13 protein-coding genes are annotated in these 24,216 nt (G+C 60.4%); 2 read left to right on the top strand and 11 right to left on the bottom strand.

Annotated features, from left to right (window positions below):
- Position 1: 1 nt before the first annotated feature.
- Positions 2 to 1,135, bottom strand: coding sequence for a Gfo/Idh/MocA family oxidoreductase (locus tag J7400_RS14590; protein WP_209064588.1), 1,134 nt, complete (start codon positions 1,133 to 1,135; stop codon positions 2 to 4).
- A gap of 192 nt (positions 1,136 to 1,327) precedes the next feature.
- Between J7400_RS14590 and J7400_RS14595 the strand changes: the two genes are divergently transcribed.
- Positions 1,328 to 2,080 carry a WecB/TagA/CpsF family glycosyltransferase gene (locus J7400_RS14595; RefSeq protein WP_247738822.1) on the top strand — a complete coding sequence of 251 codons (753 nt, stop codon included), beginning with the start codon at positions 1,328 to 1,330 and terminating at the stop codon, positions 2,078 to 2,080.
- On the opposite strand, the gene J7400_RS14600 is transcribed toward J7400_RS14595, so the two are convergent.
- From J7400_RS14600 to J7400_RS14610, 3 genes are read right to left on the bottom strand one after another with little or no spacing between them, the layout of a single operon-like run.
- Entirely contained in the window at positions 2,077 to 2,841 is a 765-nt protein-coding gene (locus J7400_RS14600; protein WP_209064590.1) for an SDR family oxidoreductase, read from the bottom strand. The two genes, J7400_RS14595 and J7400_RS14600, sit on opposite strands and share 4 nt — an antisense overlap.
- Positions 2,834 to 4,420, bottom strand: a complete 1,587-nt coding sequence (locus tag J7400_RS14605) for a GMC family oxidoreductase (RefSeq protein WP_209064592.1) — start codon at positions 4,418 to 4,420, stop codon at positions 2,834 to 2,836. Before J7400_RS14605 ends, J7400_RS14600 begins: the two co-directional genes overlap by 8 nt.
- Positions 4,417 to 6,489: an acyltransferase family protein gene (locus tag J7400_RS14610; protein WP_209064594.1), complete on the bottom strand. Its 2,073-nt coding sequence runs from the start codon at positions 6,487 to 6,489 to the stop codon at positions 4,417 to 4,419. Before J7400_RS14610 ends, J7400_RS14605 begins: the two co-directional genes overlap by 4 nt.
- Positions 6,490 to 6,658: 169 nt before the next feature.
- Here J7400_RS14610 and J7400_RS14615 point away from each other — a divergent pair, with 169 nt between their 5' ends.
- Positions 6,659 to 7,198: a serine acetyltransferase gene (locus J7400_RS14615; protein WP_247738823.1), complete on the top strand. Its 540-nt coding sequence runs from the start codon at positions 6,659 to 6,661 to the stop codon at positions 7,196 to 7,198.
- A 7-nt stretch (positions 7,199 to 7,205) separates the two neighbouring features.
- On the opposite strand, the gene J7400_RS14620 is transcribed toward J7400_RS14615, so the two are convergent.
- The 7 genes from J7400_RS14620 to J7400_RS14650 form a co-directional block, all read right to left on the bottom strand.
- The gene (locus J7400_RS14620; RefSeq protein ID WP_209064598.1) at positions 7,206 to 8,711 is read right to left on the bottom strand and encodes a hypothetical protein; all 1,506 of its coding nucleotides are present in this window, start codon (positions 8,709 to 8,711) and stop codon (positions 7,206 to 7,208) included.
- Between the two features lie 110 nt (positions 8,712 to 8,821).
- Positions 8,822 to 9,487 carry a sugar transferase gene (locus J7400_RS14625; protein WP_209064600.1) on the bottom strand — a complete coding sequence of 222 codons (666 nt, stop codon included), beginning with the start codon at positions 9,485 to 9,487 and terminating at the stop codon, positions 8,822 to 8,824.
- Positions 9,488 to 9,973: 486 nt separating this feature from the next.
- Positions 9,974 to 11,245 (bottom strand): Wzz/FepE/Etk N-terminal domain-containing protein, encoded by a 1,272-nt coding sequence (locus J7400_RS14630; RefSeq protein ID WP_209064602.1) that lies wholly within the window; start codon positions 11,243 to 11,245, stop codon positions 9,974 to 9,976.
- A gap of 75 nt (positions 11,246 to 11,320) precedes the next feature.
- On the bottom strand, positions 11,321 to 12,052 hold the full coding sequence (locus tag J7400_RS14635; RefSeq protein WP_209064604.1) for a 4'-phosphopantetheinyl transferase superfamily protein: 732 nt from the start codon (positions 12,050 to 12,052) through the stop codon (positions 11,321 to 11,323).
- Complete coding sequence (locus J7400_RS14640; protein ID WP_247738824.1) at positions 12,049 to 16,704, bottom strand: MupA/Atu3671 family FMN-dependent luciferase-like monooxygenase; 4,656 nt, start codon at positions 16,702 to 16,704, stop codon at positions 12,049 to 12,051. Before J7400_RS14640 ends, J7400_RS14635 begins: the two co-directional genes overlap by 4 nt.
- Positions 16,701 to 17,714: a glycosyltransferase family 2 protein gene (locus J7400_RS14645; protein ID WP_209064607.1), complete on the bottom strand. Its 1,014-nt coding sequence runs from the start codon at positions 17,712 to 17,714 to the stop codon at positions 16,701 to 16,703. The genes J7400_RS14640 and J7400_RS14645 overlap by 4 nt, the downstream gene beginning before the upstream one ends.
- Positions 17,711 to 24,127 carry a type I polyketide synthase gene (locus J7400_RS14650; protein WP_209064609.1) on the bottom strand — a complete coding sequence of 2,139 codons (6,417 nt, stop codon included), beginning with the start codon at positions 24,125 to 24,127 and terminating at the stop codon, positions 17,711 to 17,713. Before J7400_RS14650 ends, J7400_RS14645 begins: the two co-directional genes overlap by 4 nt.
- Positions 24,128 to 24,216: the final 89 nt, after the last annotated feature.

Raw genomic sequence — 24,216 nt, forward strand, 5'->3', positions numbered from 1 at the left:
GTCAAACCGCCCAAGGCATTGCAGGAATAGGGTCGCACCGTGTCGACATTTCTTGAGAGCCGCTGTCCGCTCCGGCGTTCTGAATGGCGAGAGTCACCTCGTTCAGATGCAGCGCGAAATCCGCGCTTAACCGGCAAGGGCGCTCTTCGCGCAGCGCGTCCAGCATTTCCACCGGCCCCAGCGCAAAGTTCATGGCGGCAGCGCCCCATCGTGCGACTTTTGGATGGGTGGCACCAGACAGGCGCTGGCGCTTGCCGATTGGATGTTCCATCAGCCGCCGCCGCAGGGTGAACCGCTTGTGAAACCGCACCGCCGCTTCGTTGTCCCAGGCCTGTTTGACCTGCAGCACGCCTTTGTCGCCAAAGACCCGGATGCGATGATCATGGCTGCCGACAATCGAACAGGTCAGCCTTGCGGTGATGCCGTTCTCAAAAAAGAGCGTGGCGGTGGAGAAATCCGGTGTGCGGTGAACCCCTTTGTAAGGCACGCATTCCGCAGATGCCGCCACAACACGGCGCACAGTGCCAAACATGCCAATCAACCAGGTGAGGTAATAGCCTGCATGCTCAAGCGTGCAGCCCACCACAAATTCATCCTTCGCGGGCCAGGGCGCGCCGCTGTCGCTTTGCCAGCCGCCATAAGGCGCCTGCGGGACAAAGCCGTCATCAAGCTCCGCGTAAATCAGCCGCACAGATCCTGCCAAATCGTCACGGATGGCTTTGGCAAGGGTCTGGGCTGCCTCCCCAAGCACAGAGCAGGGGGCCGAGGCCAACATTAGCCCCTTTTCCGATGCCAGATCATGCAGGGCAATCGCCTCGTCCATTTCCATCGCCAACGGCTTTTCGGAATACACATGATGACCGGCGCTGAGGCAGGTGCGGCTGATTTCATAATGCGCTGATGGGTTGGTCAGGTTGAGAACCAAGGAGCCTTTCGGCAGGTTCGCCAAAAACCGCTCCAAACTGTCGGCTTTGTGCAGGTTCCAATGGGTCGCAAAATTCTGGAGCCGCTCAGGATCATGGTCATAAACTTGGGTCACCGCGACATCGGGATGCGCCGCAAAAGAACGCATATAAAGGTCGGCCACAAAGCCGCATCCGATAATGGAAACGCTACGTGTCTTGCCGGCGGTCATAGAGCGAACCCTTTAGAAAGTAAGTACAATAAACTATAGGCTGCGCGCGGCCCGTTGCCACCATGGCGGGGATGGCTTCGCCGCGAGATGTGGCCCAATAGAACCACTTGCCGCAAATTCAGACGCCCGCTTGTGACAGGTAAAAATACTTGGTGATAAGTTCTGCAAAACCCTTAAGGCAGCGGCGGTTTCTTGCAGTTTTCCACGATCACAAAGCCGGTCTCGGTCAATATCGCCACCATGACAGCGCTGCAATCTGCGGTGCAGGCGCGGTTTGCAACGGGGGATGGGTTTGCCTTGGCGACGATCAATCTCGATCATCTGGTCAAGCTACGCAAAGATGTGGCCTTTTGTGAGGCCTATCTGGCGCAGGATTTTGTTGTTGCAGATGGCAATCCCATCGTCTGGCTGTCGCGTCTCGCAGCCAAGCCAGTGGCGCTTCTGCCGGGGGCTGATCTGGTGCTTCCTCTGATGCAATGGGCGGCGCAAGCGCAGGTGCCGGTCGCGCTGATCGGCAGCACGGAGGCCGCCCTTCAGGTCGCGGCAGTCGCGTTGAAAGATCAAGTGCGTGATGTTGAGATTGTCGCCACGCTGGCGCCGCCGATGGGATTTGATCCTGACAGTGAAGCGGCCGAAGCGCTTCTGCAGCAGGCGGCCGATGCGGGTGCGCGTATGACCTTTCTGGCTTTGGGGGCACCAAAACAGGAACGCCTTGCCGCGCGCGGTCGGCAGATTGTGCCGCAAATGGGGTTTGCCAGTATCGGGGCAGGGTTGGATTTCTGGGCAGCAACACAGCACCGCGCCCCCCTTTGGGTGCGGAAACTGGCTCTGGAATGGCTGTGGCGCGCGGTGAGCAACCCGTCACGTTTGGCTGGACGATATCTGCGTTGTTTCGCCATTTTGCCCAACCTGCTGATCGGCGCGCTGAGGCAGCGGAGGGCCTAAAGCACGATCCGCCGGGGCTGTCGCCGTTGCATGCGGATCAAGTCCTTCACACGCCCCTTTAGGCCACGTGGCGGCAAAACCTCTCTATCCCGATCAAACACCGCGCCGTTCAGGCTGGGATCATTCCACAATGCCAGGGCTACGCCCCACTCTGCCGCCAACGTTGGGTCAATGCCGTCTTCCAGTCCCATATCGGTGCGCAGAATGCCGGGCATCCAGGTGTTGATCACAATCTTTGGCAAACGATCTCCCAAATCTGCGATCAATGCCCGCGAAAAGCTGCGCACCGCCCCTTTTGAAACACTATAGGCCGCGCTGCAGGGCAGGGGGTGCAAATCGGCAAAGCTGCCGACATTCAGAATGCGGCCATGTCCAAGCGCCGTCATGTCCTTGAGCGCCTCAGACGTGCCATTCACCACGCCCCCCAGATTGACCGCCATTGTGTGCATAAAGCTTTCAGGCGTTTCATCGAGAATATCGCGGTGCGGATAGACCGCTGCGTTGTTGATCAGGATCGAAACCGCCCCATGCTGCCGCACGGTGCCAAAGGCGGTGCGCACCGCGTCAGGATCCGCAACATCCGCAACGATGGGGAGGAACTGTGCACCGGCAAGCACGGCCGTTTCTTCAAGCTTTTCAGCGCGCCGTCCCAAACCGGCAACGGTGATGCCTTTGGCTGTCAGCGCAATAGCCAACGCACGCCCAAGCCCCGACCCGGCCCCCGTCACCACGGCGATCCGCCCAGCGTTCTGCTCAGCCATCCGGTCTGTCCTCCGCTTCAAAACTGTCGGCGATCACATCCCCCACTCTCAGGGCATTGGCGGCGATGGTCAGGCTCGGGTTTACCCCCATCGACGTGGGCATGAAACTCGCATCCACCACCCAGAGGTTGGGCACCCCATGCACCGCGCAATTGCGATCCAGCACCGAGGTTTGCGGATCATCGCCAAACCGCAACGTGCCACAGGGGTGGCCAAAGTTCAGCTCGGGACCAGCGCCGACAAACATCATCCGAAGGCCTTTCAGGCTTTGGCGAAGCACCTTGCGAAAGGCTGTGCGGCGGGCGAGCAGCTCAGGCGCCATTGTGTAAGAAATCGCCAGACGGTGCGGGTCTTTGGGGTCAAACACCACGCGATTTTCAACCTTCGGCAGATCCTCCAAAATCCCGACAAAGAGCTTGGCGCTGCCAAAGAGCTTTGTCGCGAGTGCCGTTGGCAGGCGCAGTAACGGCTTCACAGCGCGCAGATGCCGCAGCGGGCTGCGTTCAAACGCCATGTTCAGATAATGCAGGATCTCCCCATACCGCGCCTCAACGCCCATGGCCTGCACCATGCCAAACCGCTCCCCGCTTTTGTGATAGAGATCGCGAAAAGCCAAGGCTTTGCTCGCGCCATTGCTCTTTGCGCCGCGCTTGGGCCACAGCAGGAACATCTCATTGAGATGAAACATCAAATTACGCCCGACCATGCCGCTTTGGTTGCCCAGGTCACCCGACGTCATGAGCACACGCGGCGAATGCAGCGCGCCTGCTGAGAGCACGTATCCCCGCGCGCTCAACTCGGCCTCTTCGCCAGCTTTGCGCAGGCGCAGTGCCGTGACCCCGTCACCTTGATGCAGAATCTCGGTGACCTCACAAAGATCAATCAAGGCGGCCTTGCCGGTTCCCAATGCCGGTTCCACCCCGGCTGAACGGCCGTCCATCTTGTAGTCGTGAGGGCATTTGCGGCCCAGGTAATCAGCTCCGCGGACACTATCCTTGAGCGCCAAGTGGCCTTTGTAGGGATGCAGCCCCGCCGACGTCATGGAGTCAAAAAGCGCCTGATCCGCTGCGGACATGGGCGCGCCATCTGGGATTTGAGACGGCTGCCCCAAAGGATCATCCGTGCCGCAGACATGATACATCGCTTCTGCCGCATCAAAATAAGGCGCCATCTCCGCATAGGACACGGGCCAACCGCCAGTGGGGTGTGGCGTCTCAGCGCTGTGATCCAGATCATGCGGCGCCGGGCGTTCCAACGCTGCGGCATAAAACACTGAACTGCCGCCGACGCCTGCCCCAAGAGGCGCGTTGAATGTGGTTGAAAGGCCGTTCACCGTGGCTTCCAGCGGCTCCGGCCAATAGCCGCGCACCAGCCGCGCTTCCCGATCCCAAATGTCGGGGTTGAGGTCATGCTCCTCCGCGCGCACCCCAATTGGCCCGCGTTCCACAAACAAGACCGACAGCCCGCGCTCCGCCAGCCGCCTGCCAATGGTGCCGCCTCCCATGCCCGTGCCAATCACGATCACGTCCCAAGTGCGCGCGGTCGCTTCGGTTAGAGAAATCGGGGCGGTGGTGGTCATCCCGGATGCCACGTCATGACAGGGTAAAACACCGCGCGCATCCGGCGCGCCGCCGCGTTGGTGACATGGTTGTTGTCAAAATACTGTCCCACGCCTCCCTGCACCGCATCACAGAGGAATGGATCGCAAAACCAATCCCATGTGTCGAGAATTTGCGCGCCACTCCGACTGAGCGCCTCATTGGCCCCCGCAGCACGGCGCTCTGCATTTGTCACGCTGATCTGCCCGATCCGGCGCGCAAGTTGCGCCGTCAGCCGCCCATGCACCAAAGCCCGGGCAATATCGGGTGCCTTGTAGTAGGCGATCTCCGGCGGTTGGCGCAGCACATAAACATCTCGATCGAGCTGCGCGATCTCTTCCGTTGTGGCGGCCAGCGCTTTGGCCAGCAATCTGTCTTGGGTCATCGGGCCCAGGGCCTCACTGCGCAAACGGATGGTGTTGTGAATGTCGTTGCCGCTGCCTTCACCCGTGGCGTAATAGGCCCAGCGTCCGATCAGCAGCACATCGCGCAGATCGGGCATCTGCTGCAGCGCTGCTCTGATCTGACGGTTTGCCGCTGCGCAGGCCGCGTCTTGGGCGCGGGTGGCCGCGCTTTCCTGTTTGGTGACGTCAAACAGCGGCGCACAACCCGCGCGCCAAATCACCAGCCCGCTGCGTTTGGTCTCATGGGCCGCCTGATCCAGCCCCTCAAAATAAGCCCGCACGTGGCTGTCACCCCAAACGATCAGGTTGTGATGTGCGCTCTCAGGTCCGATCGGACACACCTCCAGACCTTCAAACGGGCCGTCTTTTGGCACGTAACAGCGGGAGAAGTCCTGAAGGAAGTCGCCCGTCGCGGCAATGTGCATCTGGGATTGTGTATCAAAGCGTTGCGGCAATCCATCGGTGCGGTAGATCACCCATGAGAAGCTCACGGCGAGAGCCGAGGCGGCCACCAATGCGCTGAGCAGAGACCAGCTGGCCAGCTGTGTTGCCTTGCGCACCGGCTGTTCCACAAAGCGCCACGACAGCGTTGCCAAAACGAAGGAAATCGAAATCCAGAGCGCGGTCTCGGCGGGCCCGGCGTAGCTGCCCTGCAGATAGGTTGTCAGCGTGTAAACGGGCCAGTGCCACAAATAGAGCGAGTACGAGATCAGGCCGATCAACACAGGCACGCGCATTGACAGCACGCGGTTGACCCAATTGTCCTCCTGCCCGTTGGCAATCAACATCACCGTGCCCAGCACCGGCGCGATCACCTGCCATCCGGGAAACCCGCTGCCCGCCTGCACAAACAGAATGGAGACACCCAAAAGCAAAAGGCCAACCCAGCTGATGGCCTGATGTTCGCGCATCAGGTCGGGGCGCTCATGGCGCAAAACCGCAAGGCCCACGCCCGCCAGCAGTTCCCAGGCGCGGAACGGAAACAGATAAAACGCCGCAGGATGGGCGCGCGGGGTCATGATCAGATTGCCCAGCAGCGACAACACAAAACAGCTTGCCAAGGCGATCCAAAGCCCACGTGCGCTGCGGGCGAAAATCAGGAACAGTAGCGGCAGAAACACATAGAATTGCTCTTCAACCGAGAGTGACCATGTGTGCAGCATAATCTTTTCTTCTGCAGCCCCATCAAAATATCCGGCCTGCCGATAAAACATGACATTGGATAGATAGACCGTCGCGGCCACCACGCCTTTTGCGGTTTCGCGGAAATCGGAGGGCAAAAGGATCAGCGCACCAATCGCAAGCACTGCAAAAGCCATCACGAAATAGGCCGGTGCCAGCCGCCGGATGCGCCGCATATAAAACTGCCCAAGCGCCAGCCGCCCGGTTTCCTGATGCTCGCGCCACAGAAGGCCGCCGATCAGAAACCCCGAGATGACAAAGAAAATGTCGACACCGACAAAACCGCCCCCAAAACCGGGCACGCCGAAATGAAAAAACACCACAGCGAGTACTGCGATGGCACGCAGGCCGTCGATCTCTCTGCGGTGAAACGGCCCGCCCAACGCCTCTGCGCGCGGGGTATCGGCCTCGTTCGTTTTCTCTTCCGGCTGATCCGAAATGTCTTTGTTTAGGGCACGTTGCATGCGCGCGGTGTTCCTTGCGTCAGATGGGTCTTGGCGCACAGAGAACACCTCTGTGCAGTGGGGGGCAAGCTTCGCCTGACGCCATAGTAACGTTGCTTTATTAAAGAGGTTTTGCGACAACGCTTTGAAATGCGCATGGATGTGTTTTGCGCCCTTTGGAGAGCCAGATTTGCAAGACCCTACGCAGGTTTCCGCAACCACACCGGATTGGAGCCGGGAGCAGATCTCCCGTTTCTGGGACCCTGCGCCTAAACTTCTGCGCGCGATCCGCCGCTATCAGGCCGCACGTGCCAAAGGGGGCGTCTGGGGCGGATTGGTCTCCAAATACTGGGTTCTTGTGCATCGCTTCTGGTCGCTGATCACCCAATCCGAAATCCATCTCAATATGGCCATCGAAGGCGGCCTGCGCCTGCCGCATCCCACAGGCATCATTGTGCATTCCAGCGCCAGAATTGGCCCGAACTGCCAGCTCATGCATCAAGTCACCCTTGCAGGTACTGTGGTGCTGGAGGGGCATGTGGATGTGGGGGCGGGCGCCAAACTGATCGGCCCTCTGTTCGTGGGGCGTGATGCGGAAATTGGTGCCAATGCGGTGGTCACGACAAATGTCCCCGCTGGTGCGGTGGTCGGCGGTGTGCCCGCGCGGCTGCTTAAAATGAAACCCGGCTATGAGGTGCCAGCGCAAGGCAAGGCGCAAACGCGCCACTGATACGGCCCTAAAGAATGGTGCGCGGACGTTCTTTTTGCGCCTGATCCGCGTTTGTGCCTTGTGGCGCATCCGATGTCTGCGCGCCGTGCAAACGCGCGCGTGCCATGCGTTCCGCATGACCAAACAGTGTCCCGGCAATCAGCCAAGTCGTCGGGGTCAGCGTGGCGTTGGGGAGCATATCGATCATGTTAAAGCCCAGCATTACCGCAAGCGGCCCGATATAGGGGGACAACCCGTCCTCCGATGTGTCGCGTGCTGAAGGCGCATCTAGCAGCTTATAAGATCTCTCTGAGCGCAGCCGGTCCTGCTCCTGCACATGGGCGTGGCGTAGCTCTCTGAAAATCAGCCAGATCGGCAGCGCCATCAGGCCAAATTGCGCTAGATAGCCGACCCAGCCCCAGACCCCAATCACGATGATCCAATAGCCGTCAGACACCGTGGTGATCGCGCCCGTGGTGCTGTCGCGCAAATGATTGCGCCCCCAAATGCCCCATCCAAATAGCGGCTTCTCCATGGCGCGCTCAAACAGAATGTCTTCGTTCACAATCCGGAAATTCAGCGAATGGGCCCGCTCCGCACTGACCGCTTCGGCCTGTGCTACAATCGCGTCACTCGGCACCAGATTGGCAAGCTTCAGCGCCGGATAAAACAACATCAACGCTGCCAACAAGGCGGCCACGCGCACCTGCGCACGCCGTCCCATGAATAGGATGACACAGCCCGCCGCCGCAGCATAAACCAGCGTTGCCAGCGTTTTGCACAACACCAGCACAGCTGCCAGGTAGAGCGTCGCAAGCAAGAATTTCGCCCGCATCTGCCCGCTATCCGCTCGCCACAAAGCAAGTGCTGCGAGCAACGCTGTCAGGACAAAATACGCCAGCCAAATCCCATGGTAGAGGAACACCATCGGGCGATATCCACCGCCGCGAATGGTTTGCGAAAAGAGGTGCTGATAATAGCCGTAAACCCAATTGTTGAGCTGCGGGCTGAGCCGGACCTCCAGCAAAATGGGCAGCGAATACGCCAACCCGCCAATCATCAGCGCGATCAGCAAATCTCGTTGATCCGCGCGAGTCTGCAAGAGCGCCCGCGCCAGCAGAAAGCCGATCACCAGAATGAAATTGTTGATCGGCTGCGCCACCGCATCCTGCAGGTACAATCCGCGAATGAACATCTCGGTGAAAATCAGCGGCTCGCCATTGCTCAGCACCGTTGCCACCGGACTCAGCACAAAAATCGCCAGAAGCCAGCGCGCGAGCACACTTTCGGGCAGCAGCTTTGGCCGCTGCGGTAGCACGAAGACCACCACGATCAGGATTGCCAGATTGGGCAGGCTGGTTTTGTCCAGCGCGGGCATGAGAGGGAAGTCAAACTCGGCCGGTGGTGGGGGCAGCAGCAAATAGGCCCCAAGCAGCGACCAGATCAATGCCCGCCCGGGCGGCAGGCTGACAAACAGCCGCCAAATCACCACCGGCCAAAGCATCAGCATCAGGGTGGCAAGAACATTGGGCATCAGGCGGGGGCCTTCCTCGTCAGCTTTGCGGGTTTTGCGGGCAATGCGCGAAGCCGCCGGTCTCTGACGCCACCTTAACCTGCAGCGTCAGAGCTGTCAGCCGAAGCAGATCAGCGGCCGGTGGCGGCTGTCACCACGGCCACAGTGCGCAGAATGATCTTCAGATCCGTGCGCAGCGACAGCGCGCGGTCATAGTGGCTGTCGTGGATGGCGCGCTCGGCAAAGCTGCATTCGTTGCGCTCAGAAATCTGCCAGAAACCGGTGATCCCGGGGCGCAGGGTGTAGTAAGCTGCACCCGGATAAAGTGTGGCTTGCTCCGGCATCATCGGGCGCGGCCCAACCACGGACATGTCGCCCATCAGCACGTTAAAGAACTGCGGCAGCTCATCCATCGAGGTTTTGCGGATGATCCGGCCAAGCCGCGTGATCCGGGGATCATCGGTCAGCTTCTGCTTGTCTTCCCACTCCATGCGGGCCTTGGGGTTGCGTTTCAGAAGCTCTTCCAGCTCGCTCTCCGCATTGGGAACCATCGAGCGGAGTTTGAGCATGTAAAACCGCTTGCCGTTTTTCCCGATGCGTTCCTGCCGATAAAACGGCGCGCTGCCATCCAGCGAGATCAACAGCGCCAGCAGTGTGATGACAAGGCTCACCGGCAGCGCCACAATCAGCACAAAAATTACGTCACAAAACCGCTTAAACCCGCCTCGGTAGATCCCGTGCCTGTTTGGGGTTACCACAAACCCCTGCGCAAAATCGTCCCGCGAATAAATCGCCATTTGTTTCATCCCCAAAACACACCGGGGAGGGCATCATCGAACACAAAACATCACTGTGGTCGGTCCCATGCGGTTCCGACAAATCCGTCATTCTGAGCTGTTTTGAAAAAGAGGTCCCTATCAGCAGGGATCAGTCACAGTGTCGTCCTTAGTCTTAGTTCTTCAGATGCTCCTCCAAGGAAGCGCCCACCCAAGGACAAACTTTAGCCACAATTTTCCAGAAATCCACCTTAACTTAAGTATAGATTTGGCTAAATGGTTGAAAATAAGCACTTCTGTTGGGTGTGGGGCCGCTAGAAACTGACATATTGGTTAAAATTGAAGTCAGCTTCTCTGGCGCTGGTGTCTGCATTGGAAACGATGGTTTTGAGGGGGCGTGATTGTTTCTGATCGCGTAGGCGAGGGCACACGGGCGCAATCAAAAAAGCACAGGGTGATTCGGCAAAAATCCGCCCATCACCGCCAAATTTGACCGAATTGTGGCGCTCAGCTGCTGAGGTTCAAGATCGCCGTGGCCAGCATCCCAAAGGTTGCGATCAGTGCTGTAAAGCGGGCGACTGAGCCCAAGGTTTTGAGCCGCCTTTGTTTGGGTGTCTGCAGCACCGGAATTGCAGCCACGGCGCGCAGCCGCAGTTGTCGTTCCAGTTGTCCGCGAGTCCAGATCACCGGGCTGCGCATTTCAATCAACAGCACAAAGCTGATGGCGACCATCACGCTCAGCAATCCGCCCATCGCCAGAATGCGTTTGCGCGACGGAGCGACAGGCCAATCCGGCGGCAAGGCTTTTTCCAGAACGGTAAAGCTTTCCGACTGTTGGCTCGCTTCCAGCATCTGCTGCATCTCGGCTTCGGCCTTACCTGCCGTGATTGCCTGATATTGCTCTTCCAGTTTTGCAAGCTGACGCTCCAGCTTGCCGTATTGCTGTTCCAGTCGCGGCGTATCTGCCAGCGCGGCCTCAATTTCGGCAATTTCCAGTTGATAGAGCGCAGCCTCTTCCTTCAGGCGGCGCACACGCTGCGCGCGCACCGAATTGCCGCCGGAAGCTGCACTTTCATTCTCAAGGATTTGACGCTGCACTTCGAGTTCGATCTGCTGGAGATCCACAAGCCGGGTCCGCAGAGCCTCCACCCCGCCAGACAGCAAAACGGCATTGTCCCGTTTGTAGTCAGCGATCTGCGTTTCCATGGCGGCAATACCCGCCCCGACACGGCGCTCCTCACTGTCAAAGAAATTCAGCGTTTCGGTGATGCGTGCGATGCGGCGCTGATCTTCCTGCTCCAGCACATTGTTGACCAGCTCGTTGGCCACATTGGCGGCCAGTACCGGGTCTGTCATCCGCACCGTCACCAGAAGAGCGGACGGGCTGATATCCTGACGCCAGCGAAATTCCGGGTTGATGATATGCACCACCCGCGCAGTTTCGCGCAGCAGGGCCACCTTTTGCATCTCACTCAGGTCAGAGTCGCGATAGAGCCCAAACTTCTGGATGATGGTCAGCAGATTGTCCCGCGCCATCACACGCTGCTCCACGATCTGCAGCTTTTGCAGCATGTCAGCGTTCAACGCACCCGGCGTGGTGCTGCCGGTTTGGATGGAGGGCTGCTCGATCTGAATGGTGGCGGAGGTTTCATACTCTCGCGGCAGGCTCAGCACATAGGCAAGGGAGATCAGCAGCCCAGCGGCAATCACACTGACCCACAGAAACGACCTTCTGCGCAACATGCCCAGCACTTCAGCAATAGACTGGATCTTATCCATGCCCGTCCTCAAACCTTCCAACGGCGCGACTCAGACCCCGCGCTCTTGATGTCCCTTTATGGCGTGTGAATATGGTTATCCCATGGCGCAAAAGGGGAATTCGGCATTTTCCGTCGCCGCGTGCGCGCCTATGGCGACCAAAGCAAACATATGACCACCGGCTTCCCCCACCTGTCCACACAGCGTGGCATTGGCCGGAACACTTCCGACATCTCTCGTAAAACGCGCGGTGAAATATGCGGTGGTTTCGGCCCATGTGATCTCAAGGGTCTTAAAATCAAAAAGACAGCCCGTCAGAGGATATTGCGCCTTGAACACCGCTTCTTTGGCGCAAAACAGCCGTCTTGCGTCTCTCGCGCGCAGGTCGGAAGGGAGCGCAAGCAACCGGTCCAATTCGTGTTGGGTGCAAACCGCGTCGATCACATCTGCCGGGAGCGCCTCCGCTGGCTCGACATCCACACCCAGCGCGTGAAAGTCCTCCCGCCGTCCAAGCACCGCGATGCAGCTTGATCCGTCATGGCTGATTGAGCCGGTCAAACCCTCCGGCCAGATGGGCGCGCGGTCTTGCCCTGCCGGTATCGCCTGTTCTGCGACGTCCAGATCACGCATCGCCATGCGCGCGGCATGACGCCCCGCCGCAAATTCACGCCGTCGCGCGGGCACCGCTTTTGCGATCGCTGGCGCCTCTTCGGGCCAGACCACCGCCAGAGACCCTCTCGGATCGCTGACCGCTACGGCCACCGCCTTGGGCGCAATCCGCGCAAGCCCCTGTTGCAGCGCGATCAGCGGTGGCGCGACCGGTCTCATGACACGCGCGCGCGTCTCTGTGCGCGCATCTCCCGCCGCTTGCGCATGATCTCTGCGCGGCTGTTGCCAAGCGTCTCACGTTCTTCTTGGGGTTTCGCCTCGGGGTCATCCTGAGGGGCCGCGATCCCCAAAAGCTCCTGCACCCGCGCCGCCAACCCGGTCAGAGTGGGGAAACGGAACACATCGGTGATCGACAATTGGGCCGCGCCAGAGCGGTTGCGGATCTCCCTATGCGCTTGCACTGCCAACAGACTGTGCCCGCCAAGGTCAAAGAAGTTGTCACCGCCTTGGATCTCTACCACGCCCAGCACCTCCTCCCAGACATCTGCCACCAGTTTGAGGATGTCGCCACCCGCCGAATTCCCCGGGGTCGTCGCAGGATCAATCGCCTTTGGAGGCGTTGGTCTGGTCTGAGTGTGCGGCGCAGGCAGCGCCTTGCGATCCACCTTTTTGTTCGGGGTCAGCGGGAAAGCATCCATCGTGACATAATGCTGAGGCCGCATGAAACTTGGCAGCGTTTCACTCACAGCGGTTCGGATATCGGCCTCTGCGGGCACAGCCCCGCGCAGATAGGCCACCAGCCGCACATCGCCGGGCACGTCCTCACGGGCGATCACAACGGCCTGCACAATGCCGTCAATTTCCTCAAGCCGCGCCTCGATCTCACCAAGCTCAATGCGATAGCCGCGCAGCTTCACCTGATGATCCACACGGCCAAGGAAATCGAGTTTGCCGTCCTCGCGCCAGCGCACCAGATCGCCGGTCCTGTAGACCCGCCCATCCCCGAAGGGGTTTTCGACAAACCGCTCCGCCGTCAGTGCCGGGCGCTGCCAATAGCCCCGCGTTACCCCTTTGCCGCCAATCCACAGCTCTCCGGGCACACCCACAGGCACCGGAGCCCCTGCCTCGTCCACAACATAGACCTGCGTATTTGCGATGGGTGTCCCCACATTGGCCACATCCTCGGTCTCATCGGCTTGGGAGGTCGTGGACCAGATGGTCGTTTCGGTTGGCCCATACATATTCTGGATGTCAGCCTTGGTTGCGGTCTTAAGATCGGCTACCAGATGGCCCGAAAGCGCCTCCCCGCCGATCATCAAATGCCGCAGCCCTGCCAGCGCAAACCGCGCTTCGGCATTGTCAGCCAGCATGCGAGCCATTGATGGGGTGCATTGCAGATGGCTCACCTCGTGGCGCATCATTTGGGCGGCGATTGACACATCTTCCGGATCGAGCGCCCCACTTTCATTGCAGTGCTGCACAACTTTCGCCAGCGGTTTTAAGCCCTCCAACACAGTCTCTGGCGCGATGCCATAGTCGATCAAACAGGCGATCTCCGTCACACCGATATTCTTAACCTGCGCCACGCGCTCAAGCGCATCCTCGATGGTGCCAAACAGTCCGCTTTCCTCAAAGTAGCGTTGGAAAGCAAAGTCCAGAATGCCTTCAAGCTCCTCGCCGGTCAGGCTCCCCAGATCAAGCTGGAATGCATTGTCCACGCCCTCCGGTCGCTTAAACGCCGGAAACGCCCAGGCATATTGCTTGATCAGCCCAGCTGCCGAGCGCAGGTAGTCTTTCATCGGTTCCCGCGCGATCTCGCGCGCGGTGTCGCGGTCTTCGGCCAGAAAACTGTGCAGCATCAGCGTGACTTTGAAATCCGCCGGATCATGGCCCGCCTCACGCAGCGCAGCATGATAAAGCGTGATCTTCTCGCCCACCTCCTCGATGCTCTGGCCCAGCAGATGCGTCAGCACATGGCACCCGTTGCGCCCGGCTTCTTGCCAGGTTTCCGGGTTGCCCGCTGTGGTCACCCAAAGCGGCAGCTCTTTGGAAACAGGGCGCGGTTGCGTCACCACCGGATGCAGGCTGCCGTCCTGCTTCGGAAAGGAGACCTCTTCGCCGCGCCACAATTTGCGCAGCGCGCCCATCTGCTCAAACATCGCGGGTTTGTTCGCCGGCGGTGTGTTCTCCGGACGCAGCACAAAATCATCAGGCTGCCAGCCGCTGGCAATAGCCAGCCCGGCCCGACCGTTGGTGAGGTTGTCGATCACCGCCCATTCTTCGGCAATCCGTGCCGTATGATGCAGTGGCGCGACGCAAGAGCCCGCCCGCACGCCGATCTGTTTGGTCACAGCGGCCACTGCTGCGCCGGTCACCGAAGGGTTGGGGTAGGGCCCGCCAAAGGCATGGAAATGTCGCTCCGGCGTCCATACCGCGCAGAAGCCATTGGCATCTGCAAATTTCGCACCTTCCAGCAAAAGCTCATATTTCTTTTCGCCCGCGCCGTCATCATTGCCCCAATAATAGAGCGAGAACTCCATCTCGCCCTTGGGCGTGGGCAAGCGACCGCTGGAAATCTGGGTGGATGTTTCATCGCCTGACAGCACGAGCTTGAAGCCTCGCGACAGGGTCCAGAACAGCTCCAGAACCGAAATATCAAACGAGAGCGAGGTGACCGCCATCCAGGCATCGCCCGCCTGATAAGGGATGCGCGCATCCATTCCGGCAAAGAAGTTGGCCACGTTGCCATGTTCTACCATCACGCCTTTTGGGACACCGGTGGAACCGGAGGTGTAGATCAGATAGGCGAGGTCTTCTCCCCGGGCGACCAGCTCAGGATTGCCGCTTTCTGCATCCGCCAGCCGCGCGTCGGTATCCATCTCAAGCACTTGAGCCTGATGGTTGGGCAGCGCGTAGGCCAAGGCAGCCTGCGTGACGATCACGTCACAGCCGCTGTCCGAAATATAATGCGCCAAACGCTCTGTGGGGTAGGTCGGGTCCATCGGCACATAGGCCCCGCCTGCTTTCAAGATCCCGAGTGCGGCCACCACAAGCTCCGTAGACCGACGCAGGCAAAGCCCGACCAGCGCGCCGCGGTCCACCCCCATGTCACGCAAAACATGTGCGGCCCGATTGGCGCGCGCGTTGAGCTCGGCGTAGCTCAGGATTTCATGGCCAAACACCAGCGCAGGCGCATCGGGCGTTTTCGCGACCTGCTCCTCAAACTGCGCGACCATGGTCACATCCGGATCAACCGCTGCCTCTGTGTCGTTCCAGTCGTCTAAAATCTCGGCGCGTTCTTCTTCTGAAAGGGCGCCTGCCTGTGCAACCGTTTCAGCGCTCGCAAGTTGCGAGGCGACCTGCTCCAAGCGCGCCGCCATTTTCGCAGCCTGTTCCGGCTCGACCCGTTTGGCGTCAAAATGCAACGCCGCTGTACCGTCTTTGACCGCTACGGTCATCGCCGCGCCGCCAATGGGCCCGCCTCCCAGATGCACCGCTATATCGGGCACTTTCAGGGCGGAAAGCGCAGGATCGCGTGCGATCAGATCGCGGGCAAAGCCACCGCTGTTGTCCGCTTTGGTCACCAGCGCAGCCATCCGCGCATCCGCCTCTGCGGTGGTGTCGCTCATAAGATCGGCGGGCAGCCGCATTGGCACCCATGGGCAAACCAAAGCTGTGGCAGACAGTGTCGGGCCGCGATAGGCCACGCCGCAGACCTCTGAAACGCCTGATCTCAGCGCCCACACCGCCACAGCTGTCAGAACGCTTTCGGCAGGTGTCTCTGACAGATTGAGCGTCAGGCTTTGCATCTCCGCTTTCGCATTGGCATCGCTTGCCATGGGCAGTGTGGCGGGCACAAATTCCGCCAGACGTTCGCGCCAGTAAGGCTCTGCCTTTGCCACAGGCAACATGGCGGCGGTCCAGGCTTCGCGCGCCTTAAGGTCGAGCGAAGACAAAACCTCGCCCCCCCGCAACACAGACGACAGGCTGAGCTGCGCGCCGTCCAGATCCGTCAGCCCGCCCAGCCGCACCGCGCCTTCACCGCATGCGATGGTCAGGGTGTCGTTGTCAAAGGCAAGCACAGTGCCCGCGGCAGCTGCTGTCGGGTTTGCAACGGGATCGGCGGCGTTGACCAACAGGATGCGATCCACGGCCGCGATCTTCGGGGCCCACAGCGGATTGTAGTAGTCCCCGTGATCCAATGCCCGCACCAGCGCCACAATCGCCTGCGCGCTGTTGGTGAAATCAAGCCGTCCGCCCGCTTCAGGCCGTGCAGTCCGGCCAAAGTAGCTGCGCGCGCCCAGATCCTGCGCCTCTGCATCCGGCAGCCCCGCTGCCAGAGCGTGCACCACATCCGGAAAACTCTCCATCGCTGCGGTGTAGCATTTGGTGTTCAGCGTCAGCGCAGTGTCACTCTCGGCCACATCAAACAGGCGCTGGGCCACGATTTTGCCGGTGTCGGCCTGCGCCTCCATGGTGTGCCAGGTGATGCCGTGGCGCGGCTCCTGATGGATGCGCGCCCAGACCGGCGCATTCAGGCCAGCATATTGGGGCAGCGGCCCATCGTGAAAATTCACAGCGCCCTGAGAGGGTAGATCCAAAACCGCTTGCGGCAGCATATCCAGATTGGCGACACTCAACAGCCAGTCAATTTCAACGCCTCTCAGCGCCGCCACCAAATCCTCATCTGAGGAGAGCACCCGCAGCCCTTCGGCCTCGGCCCACTGGCGAATGTTAGCTGTCCTTGTGACCACCGCCTCAAGACTGTGCCCCATGTCCCGCCAAAGGCTCGCGCATTGCACAAGCAGGCTCTCATTGCCAATAATGACGCCGCGCATGGGCGGGCGATCCATCAGCCGATCAAGGCTCATTTGACAGCCTCCTCAATTGGGGGCAGGGCCGGGGTCTTGGCATCCGACGCGCCCGGTGCGCTCGGCCGCATCCTAATTGCATGGGCGATCAAATCCCGTAGAAAATACTCAGGGTCGCGGCGCGGCTTGCGCCCGACAGCGCGCCGCAGTTTCCAAAGCAGGCTGCCAAGCACATGGGCCACCGTCGCCGCTACGGCGTAGGGGGTGCCGTGGTTCTTGCGGAAATAATGCTGCCGGCTGTCAAACCAGTATTGCGGCATCCGCTGCCAGTTTTTCATTCCGGTGGAGACCGAGCCGATATGCGTGACCTCACTTGCGCGCACATAGTCCACATGCCAACCGGCGCGCCGCGCGCGCAGGCACAGATCGGTCTCCTCAAAATAGAGAAAGAACGTCTCATCAAAGAGGCCGATGTCTTCCAGAACCTGCCGCCGGATCATCATCGACGCCCCCGCGAGCCAATCCACCCGCGTGGTTGCTGAGGGCATGGGCAGCGGCACCACATGGCGCGCAAACAGCCGCGTGATCAGGCCGATCCGCGCAGCGCCTTCAAGCTCGCTCCAAACCGACGGGAAACGGAACGCTGTGATATGCGGTGTTTGATCTTCGCCATGGATGTAGGAGCCCGCAAAGCCGCACTCCGGTGTTTGATCCAGATGATCCACCAGCGCCGCAATGCTCCCCGCATCCGGAAAGGCGTCAGAGTTCAGGATATAGATGTAGTCAAAGCGGCGCTGGGCCAACCCATGGCGCATGCCAAAATTATTGCCCGCGCCAAAGCCTCCGTTGTGGCCGGATTGCACGACCTCAATGCGCCCCTGCGCCCAATCAGCCGCCGCCACCGCGTCGCGTATCTGTTCAAAGGAGCCATCGCCGCTGTCGTTGTCGACAATCACGATCTGCCCCTCAAGCTGCGCCATTTCCCGTGCCGCAGCCTGCGCCGCCTTCAGCGTCATCTCCGGAGTGCGCCAGTTGAGGATGACAGTCAGCACAGAGGAGGGGGCACTCATTCCGCGGCCTCCCGAAGCATGTGCGGCGCAGCCTCAGCTTCCGCCGCTGCGATCACCGCCTTAAGCCGGGTTGCCAGTACCCGCACATTGGGTTCCAGCACCATGGAATCGTGATCTCCCGGCACCTCAAAGACCTGCACATCCGGCACCCATTGGCCCCAGTCATTGTCGTGGAACACATATGCGCGGTCCTGATCCACCAAGCGTCCATTGCCTAGTGCCCATTTGCCCCGAAGCGGCGGGCGGAAAAGGGCGAGGTTGCCACTCCAGCTCTGCACCTGATAGCGCGCCACAGCCTGCAAAAATGCCGCTTCGATCTCCGCATCATGGAATTGCTGCCCCTGCGCCTCGGTTTCCTGCGCAGGTTGGCGTTTCGCGATCTCCCAGGCGATGCGGTTCTTGGCCCAGATCACCGGATAGGCCACACCTTTGGCGCGCAGCTCCTGCAGCTGAATGCGCATCCGGTCCGCACGGCTCAATGCGCGGCGCACCGGCAAAGGGGTATCGAGCATCGCCACCAGCCGGACATCATCGCCCATGGCCTCAAGCTGTCGCGCGATTTCATAAGCGGTGATCCCACCACCGGAGAACCCGCCCAACAGATAAGGCCCCTCCGGCTGCAACTGCTTCATCTCCTTGATGTAGTCTGTGGCGGCCTCCACCAGATCATCGTGGGGCTGTGCATCCCCAAACAAACCACGCGCCTGCAGGCCGTAAAACGGGCGGTCCGCGCCGATCAGATGCGCAAGATGGCGCAGGTTCAACACATTGCCAAACATCCCGGCCACAAGGAAAAACGGCGTCCTGGAGCCACCTTCCCCCTGATGCATCGGCACCAGATGGGTGAAGCGCGTCGTCGGTTTGGTCTCTTCAGGTGCATCGGCGCTTTGCGCTAAGGTCTGTGGCCCCTGATCCCCGACACGATCCGCGATCAGCGCTGCACAAGTCTCAATGGTCGGCGCTTCAAACAGAACCGAAATCGGGAAGTCGATCGACCAGGCTTTCTTGACCATGGCAAACAGACGCACCGCAATCAGGCTGTGCCCGCCGAGATCAAAGAAACTGTCCTGCACGCCAACCTGCTCAACACCCAAAAGCTCCTGCCAGAACCCGGCCAGCGTGCGCTCTATATCCGTGCGTGGGGCGATGAAATCAGTCTCTAATTCAGGCCGTTCAAAGCTCTGCGTCGGCCCTGCGTCTTCCTGAACACTGGCCTCCGCCTGCTTGATCAACGCGGCGAGATCCAGCGAGGACACCACCAGTTGCGCGCGTCGATCACGCAGCGCCGCCTCAAACATCTGGGCGCCAATTTCTGGGGGAATGCCTTGGGACAGATTGTGGGCCAGCCGCTCCTCTGCGGCAGAGAGCGGGGCGAGCGCTGCGCCCGGGTCTGCAAACTGAAATTCGCTCTTGCTCAAGGGCTGTGCCTTGGTGAATCCGGCAGCGGTTTCCACTTGGCGCAAGGCAAGCCCGCTCACCTTGACACATATGTTGCCCCCAGCATCCGCCAGCGACACATCAAACCGTGCCGAGCCTGACGCGCTGTCTCCGCTCACCAGCCGCACATGGCTCACAACAGTTTCAGGCAGTGGAGCAAACTGGGCCAGTCGCGCATATCTCACCGGCACCCACAAATGTCCTTGCGCATATCCGGGGATCAGGTCCATCGCCCACCCGGTGGCAATATCCAGCAGCCCCGGATGCATCTGCAAACCGTCCCCGTCAAACTGGGCATCAAGCCGCAGCTTTGCCAGACCTTGCTTCTCGCCCAGAGCGGTTTCGCGCAATACCTTCCAGCGCGGGCCAAAGCGCATATGCGCTTCCTGCGGCGCGCGCAATGCTGCGCCAAAGCCATCATTGTTGATCGGACAGGACGCCGCGATTTCAGAAACATTCAGCCGCGTCGCCGGTGTTTCCCTCACAGGAACGAGCTGCGCTTCCGCATGTGTCTGCCAGCCCTCTTGCCCGTCAAACTGCACCGCCGTTTGCACAGCAAAAGCATAGCCTGCAGGGCTTCGCCGCAGGGTGACGCGCAGCGCGCAATCCGCGTCCTCCGCCACATGTAAGGGCCGCAGGAACAGCAGGTCCTCGATGGCAAAGCTCTCGCTTTCCCCCTGCGCAGCCAGTGCCTCATACGCTAGGGCGATATAGCCGGTGCCCGGCATCACCGCCGCACCGTCCCCCGTGCGATGCTCATCCAAAATCCAGTCCTGAGCTGTCAGGTCGGCAGTAAAGATGCGGTTGCCCTGTGCATCAAACCCGGCCCCTGTGAGCAAGGGCGTGTCAATCGCCTCAACCGGCGCCTCCGTTGGGCTGCCTTGCCGCGCCGCCACGGCGTCTGCCGCCATGCCGACCTCGGCCCATAGCCCCCAGTTGATTGCGCGCACCCGCGTTTTTCCGCCTGCGCGCGTCTGCGCGTAGGCATTCAGATAGGCATTTGCCGCCACATAGTCGAGCTGCCCCGCAGGGGCTGTGGCGGTAGAGGAGGAGGCGAACAGCACCAGCCAATCAAGGCTGCCATCCGGGAACAGCTGCTCCAGCACCTGCGTGCCGTGCAGCTTGGGCGCCAGCACATCTTCGATGCTTGCTGAGGTCTTTGCCAATAGGGGGCCGTCATCAATAAGACCCGCCGCATGAATCACGCCGTTGATCTCGCCAAAAGCCTCTCTTGCGGCGGCGACCGCTGTGGCCATCTCGTCACTGTTGCACACATCCGCCGCCAGGGGCAGCACGCTGCCACCAAGGCTTTCGAGCCGCTCTACCGCGCGCATCCGCTGCGCCACGCGATCGTGTGGAGCATGGTTTTGCAGGTAGTGCGCCCAGCTTTCACGTGCGGGTAGGCTCTCGCGTCCCAGCAGAACAACATTTGCACCGGCTTCGCGGATCATGCGTTCCGCCAATGTAAGCCCAATGCCGCCAAATCCACCGGTGATGAGATAGGTGCCACCTTGTTGCCAGACGGGCATGTCTTCGCCTTCAAGCGCAACTTTGCGATAGCCACGCTCAAACCGTTTTTCTCCGCGCCACGCTGCGATCTGCGCTTTTGGCGGGGCCAGCACTTCCTCCAAAAGGCGGGGGATCAGCGTGCCACGTGTCTTTTTGCTCGGCGCCTCCACATCCAGCAGGCTTGCGCTTCCCCCGGGCAGCTCGCGACCCATCACCTGTACCGCCCCAAGCGCAGTGGCTTTCTCCGGATAGGGCAGGGCCTCTGCACGCGCCTGCACGGCGCCATTGCTTACGGCTGTGATGTGCAGTGGGGTCGGCAGGTTTTCTTCGCTCACCGCCTGCGTGATGAAAAACAGGCTCATCAGCCCCTGTTCCTGATTGCGATGGAAAAAACTTGAACCGGGGCGATGGCTTTCATCTTCAGTGAGCAGCCACAGATGCACAATCCGATCCGGCGCGCGCCCTTTGGCCATCAGGCTATGCATCAAGGCATCATAGCCCTCGCGCCCGCGTTCTGGTGCCAGCGCATAGGCATCCGGGCCAATCTCGGCAAAGGCATCACCGGTGATGACTGTCACCACATCCTGACCCGCAGCGCGCAGCTTGTCTGCCAGGGCCGATCCAGTGCCGCCTTGATCAACAAAGATCAGCCAACTGTGCCGCTCTGCCCGCTCCAGTTCTGTTTCAACATCAATCTCGCATTCCGCCAGCCGCGGCGTCCATACGGGAGCGTAGGTCCAGTCGGCGGTGTCCTGCAGCCGCATCAGCAGCTCATCTGCCGCGTCAGCCTGCCCTTGCCCCGGCTCAATGAAATAGCGGCTGCGCTGGAACGCATATGTGGGCAACACAACTTTCTGACGGGGCAGCTCTCCCCAAAGATGCTCAAAATCCACTTCCACTCCGAAGGTCCAAAGCTCGGCCAACACGGTCAGGAAATAGAGATCATCGGCGGTCTGTTCTTCCGGGTGGCGCAATGACGACAGCACCTGATCCGCCTTCACGTCAGCATGCATTTTGCTGAGAGATGACAGGGCTTTGCCGGGGCCGACCTCCAGATAGATCCGGCCGGATTTCTGGGCCAGCTCAGAGATGCCATCAGCAAACAGCACGGTATGGCGCAGATGACCGACCCAGTATTCTGGGTCCGTCGCCTCGTGATCCAGCAGCGCTTTACCGGTGCGGTTGGAAATGATCGGCAAGGTTGGCGCGGTGAGGTCAATCCCGCGCAGATAGTCGCCGAATTCCTCAAGGATCGGTGTGAGCATCCGCGAGTGTGCGGCGATGTTGATCGGCACACGCTGCGTGTCGATCTTCTTCATCGCCAGCTTGGTCGCGAGCACATCCAGTGCCACGTCTGAGCCTGAAACCACAGTGAGTGTGGGCGCATTTACCGAGGCAATGTCCAGATCTTCGCCCAGATACGCCTCAAGCTCCGCCAGCGGCAAAGGCACCGACAGCATCCCGCCTGCGGGCACCCGGTCAAACAACTGTCCGCGCAGATGCACCAGCCCAAGACAGTCCTCAAACGACATCACGCCAGCCAGACAGGCGGCCGTGTTCTCGCCCATGGAATGCCCGATCAATGCGGCGGGCGTCACCCCCCAGCTGATCCACAGCTGCGCCAGTGCGTATTCCACCATCATGATCAGCGGCAGTTGCAGGCTTGGCCGTTTCAGCCGCTCCTCAGCCTTTGCAACATCCTCGCCCGTCGCAAGCCACAGCGCACGCAGCTCTTCCCCGCCTTTGTCCGCCAGATGTGCAAAGCCGCGCTCCATCCAATCGGCAAAAACAGGCTCTGTTTCAAAGAGATCACGCCCCATGCCCACATATTGCGCCCCGCCGCCCGGGAACATGAAGACCACTTCCGGCGAAGCTTCTGCGCGGCGCGTAAACACCCGTCGCGGATCATTACTTTCCAGAAGCGCCGCCGCGTCCTCATGGCTTTCTGCCAGCACAATCCGGCGATTTTCAAACGCGCGCCGACCGGTCAATAGGGTGAAGGCCACATCCGCCAGCGGCTGCTCCGGGTGCGCCCTCAGATGTGCCGCCAGATTGGCTGTATTGGCTTCCAAGGCCTTTGCGCCGCGCCCTGACACCGCAATCAGTTGCAGCGGCCAGTCACTTTCAGCGCTGTCTGGGCGGCCCGGGGCTTCTTCAATCACCACATGGGCGTTGGTGCCCCCCACGCCAAGGCTGTTCACCCCGGCGCGCCGTGGCCCCTTGCGTCGCTCCCAGCTCCGCAACGCGGCATTCACCGCAAATGGGCTGGTTTCAAAATCTATCGCCGGATTGGGCGCTTCAAACCCGAGGCTTGGCGGCATCTCTTTGTGATGCAGCGACAGCGCCGTTTTGATCAGGCTCGCAGCCCCTGCCGCCGTGTCCAGATGGCCGATATTGGTCTTCACCGATCCGATCCGGCAAAACCCAGTCTCTTCAGTGGTTTCCCGATAGGCTTCGGTCAGCGCGGCTACTTCTATCGGATCCCCCAGATAGGTGCCGGTGCCATGGCACTCCACATAATCCACCGTGTCCGCACTGACATCCGCGATCGAAAGCGCATCTGCCACCGCCGCCGCTTGCCCGCCCACAGAGGGGGCCAGATAACCCGCCTTGTCAGAGCCGTCATTGTTGACCGCAGAACCCTTGATCACGGCCCAGATGTGATCGCCATCAGCAATCGCATCGCTGAGCCGGCGCAGCACAATCGCGCCTGCGCCCGAGCCAAACACCGTGCCCTGCGCACGATGGTCAAAGGCATGGCATTCCCCATCCGGTGACAGGATCTCGCCATCCTGAAACACATAGCCCCGCCCATGGGGCAGCTCGATGGTGACACCGCCTGCAATCGCCATGTCACACTCGCCATTCAGGATTGACTGCGCCGCATAATGCACCGCGACCAGCGAGGTGGAACAGGCGGTCTGCACGCCAAGGCTGGGGCCTTTCAGGTCCAGAATATGGCTCAGCCGCGTGGCCAGAAAATCCTTATCGTTCCCGGTGTGGCGCAGCAGAAACATGCCGGTGTTGTCCACCAGATCACGGTTGCTGCAGAGGTTGAAATAGAAATAGCTGCCCATGCCGCAGCCTGCGAAAACCCCGATGGGTCCGCCAAAATGCTCTGGCATATGGCCCGCGTTTTCAAGCGCTTCCCAGCTCACCTCAAGAAACTGGCGGTGCTGCGGGTCCATGATCGCGGCCTCTTTGGGAGACAGGCCAAAAAACTCCGCATCAAACTCGGCAAACCCGTCCAGCATCGCCGCCGCAGGCACGTAATTTCGGTGGTTGAGCCGCGCCTGGCTTTCGCCGTTTGCCAGCAGGTCCTCTTCGCTGAGCTGTTTGATAGAGCGGATACCGTCGCGCAAATTTTGCCAATATTCCTCAATGCTGGCCGCGCCGGGCAAATGCGCCGCCATACCGACAATGGCAATATCTGTCGCTTGGACAGTCTTCGTTACAGTGTCGCTCAAATTCTTGCCCGCCAAAGTCACCTGCGCCAAACGCGCGTGAGATCAGCCTTTCCTTTACAAAAAAGCTCTTTCATTTCGCTTAAAAGTAA

The sequence above is a fragment of the Shimia sp. R9_2 genome (genome assembly GCF_017743735.1).
Taxonomy (GTDB): Bacteria; Pseudomonadota; Alphaproteobacteria; order Rhodobacterales; family Rhodobacteraceae; genus Shimia.

Coding starts and splice junctions, on each gene's coding strand:
- J7400_RS14590 (WP_209064588.1), bottom strand. CDS start 1,135: ATGACCGCCGGCAAGACACGTAGCGTTTCCATTATCGGATGCGGCTTT.
- J7400_RS14600 (WP_209064590.1), bottom strand. CDS start 2,841: ATGGCTGAGCAGAACGCTGGGCGGATCGCCGTGGTGACGGGGGCCGGG.
- J7400_RS14605 (WP_209064592.1), bottom strand. CDS start 4,420: ATGACCACCACCGCCCCGATTTCTCTAACCGAAGCGACCGCGCGCACT.
- J7400_RS14610 (WP_209064594.1), bottom strand. CDS start 6,489: ATGCAACGTGCCCTAAACAAAGACATTTCGGATCAGCCGGAAGAGAAA.
- J7400_RS14620 (WP_209064598.1), bottom strand. CDS start 8,711: ATGCCCAATGTTCTTGCCACCCTGATGCTGATGCTTTGGCCGGTGGTG.
- J7400_RS14625 (WP_209064600.1), bottom strand. CDS start 9,487: ATGGCGATTTATTCGCGGGACGATTTTGCGCAGGGGTTTGTGGTAACC.
- J7400_RS14630 (WP_209064602.1), bottom strand. CDS start 11,245: ATGGATAAGATCCAGTCTATTGCTGAAGTGCTGGGCATGTTGCGCAGA.
- J7400_RS14635 (WP_209064604.1), bottom strand. CDS start 12,052: ATGAGACCGGTCGCGCCACCGCTGATCGCGCTGCAACAGGGGCTTGCG.
- J7400_RS14640 (WP_247738824.1), bottom strand. CDS start 16,704: ATGAGCCTTGATCGGCTGATGGATCGCCCGCCCATGCGCGGCGTCATT.
- J7400_RS14645 (WP_209064607.1), bottom strand. CDS start 17,714: ATGAGTGCCCCCTCCTCTGTGCTGACTGTCATCCTCAACTGGCGCACT.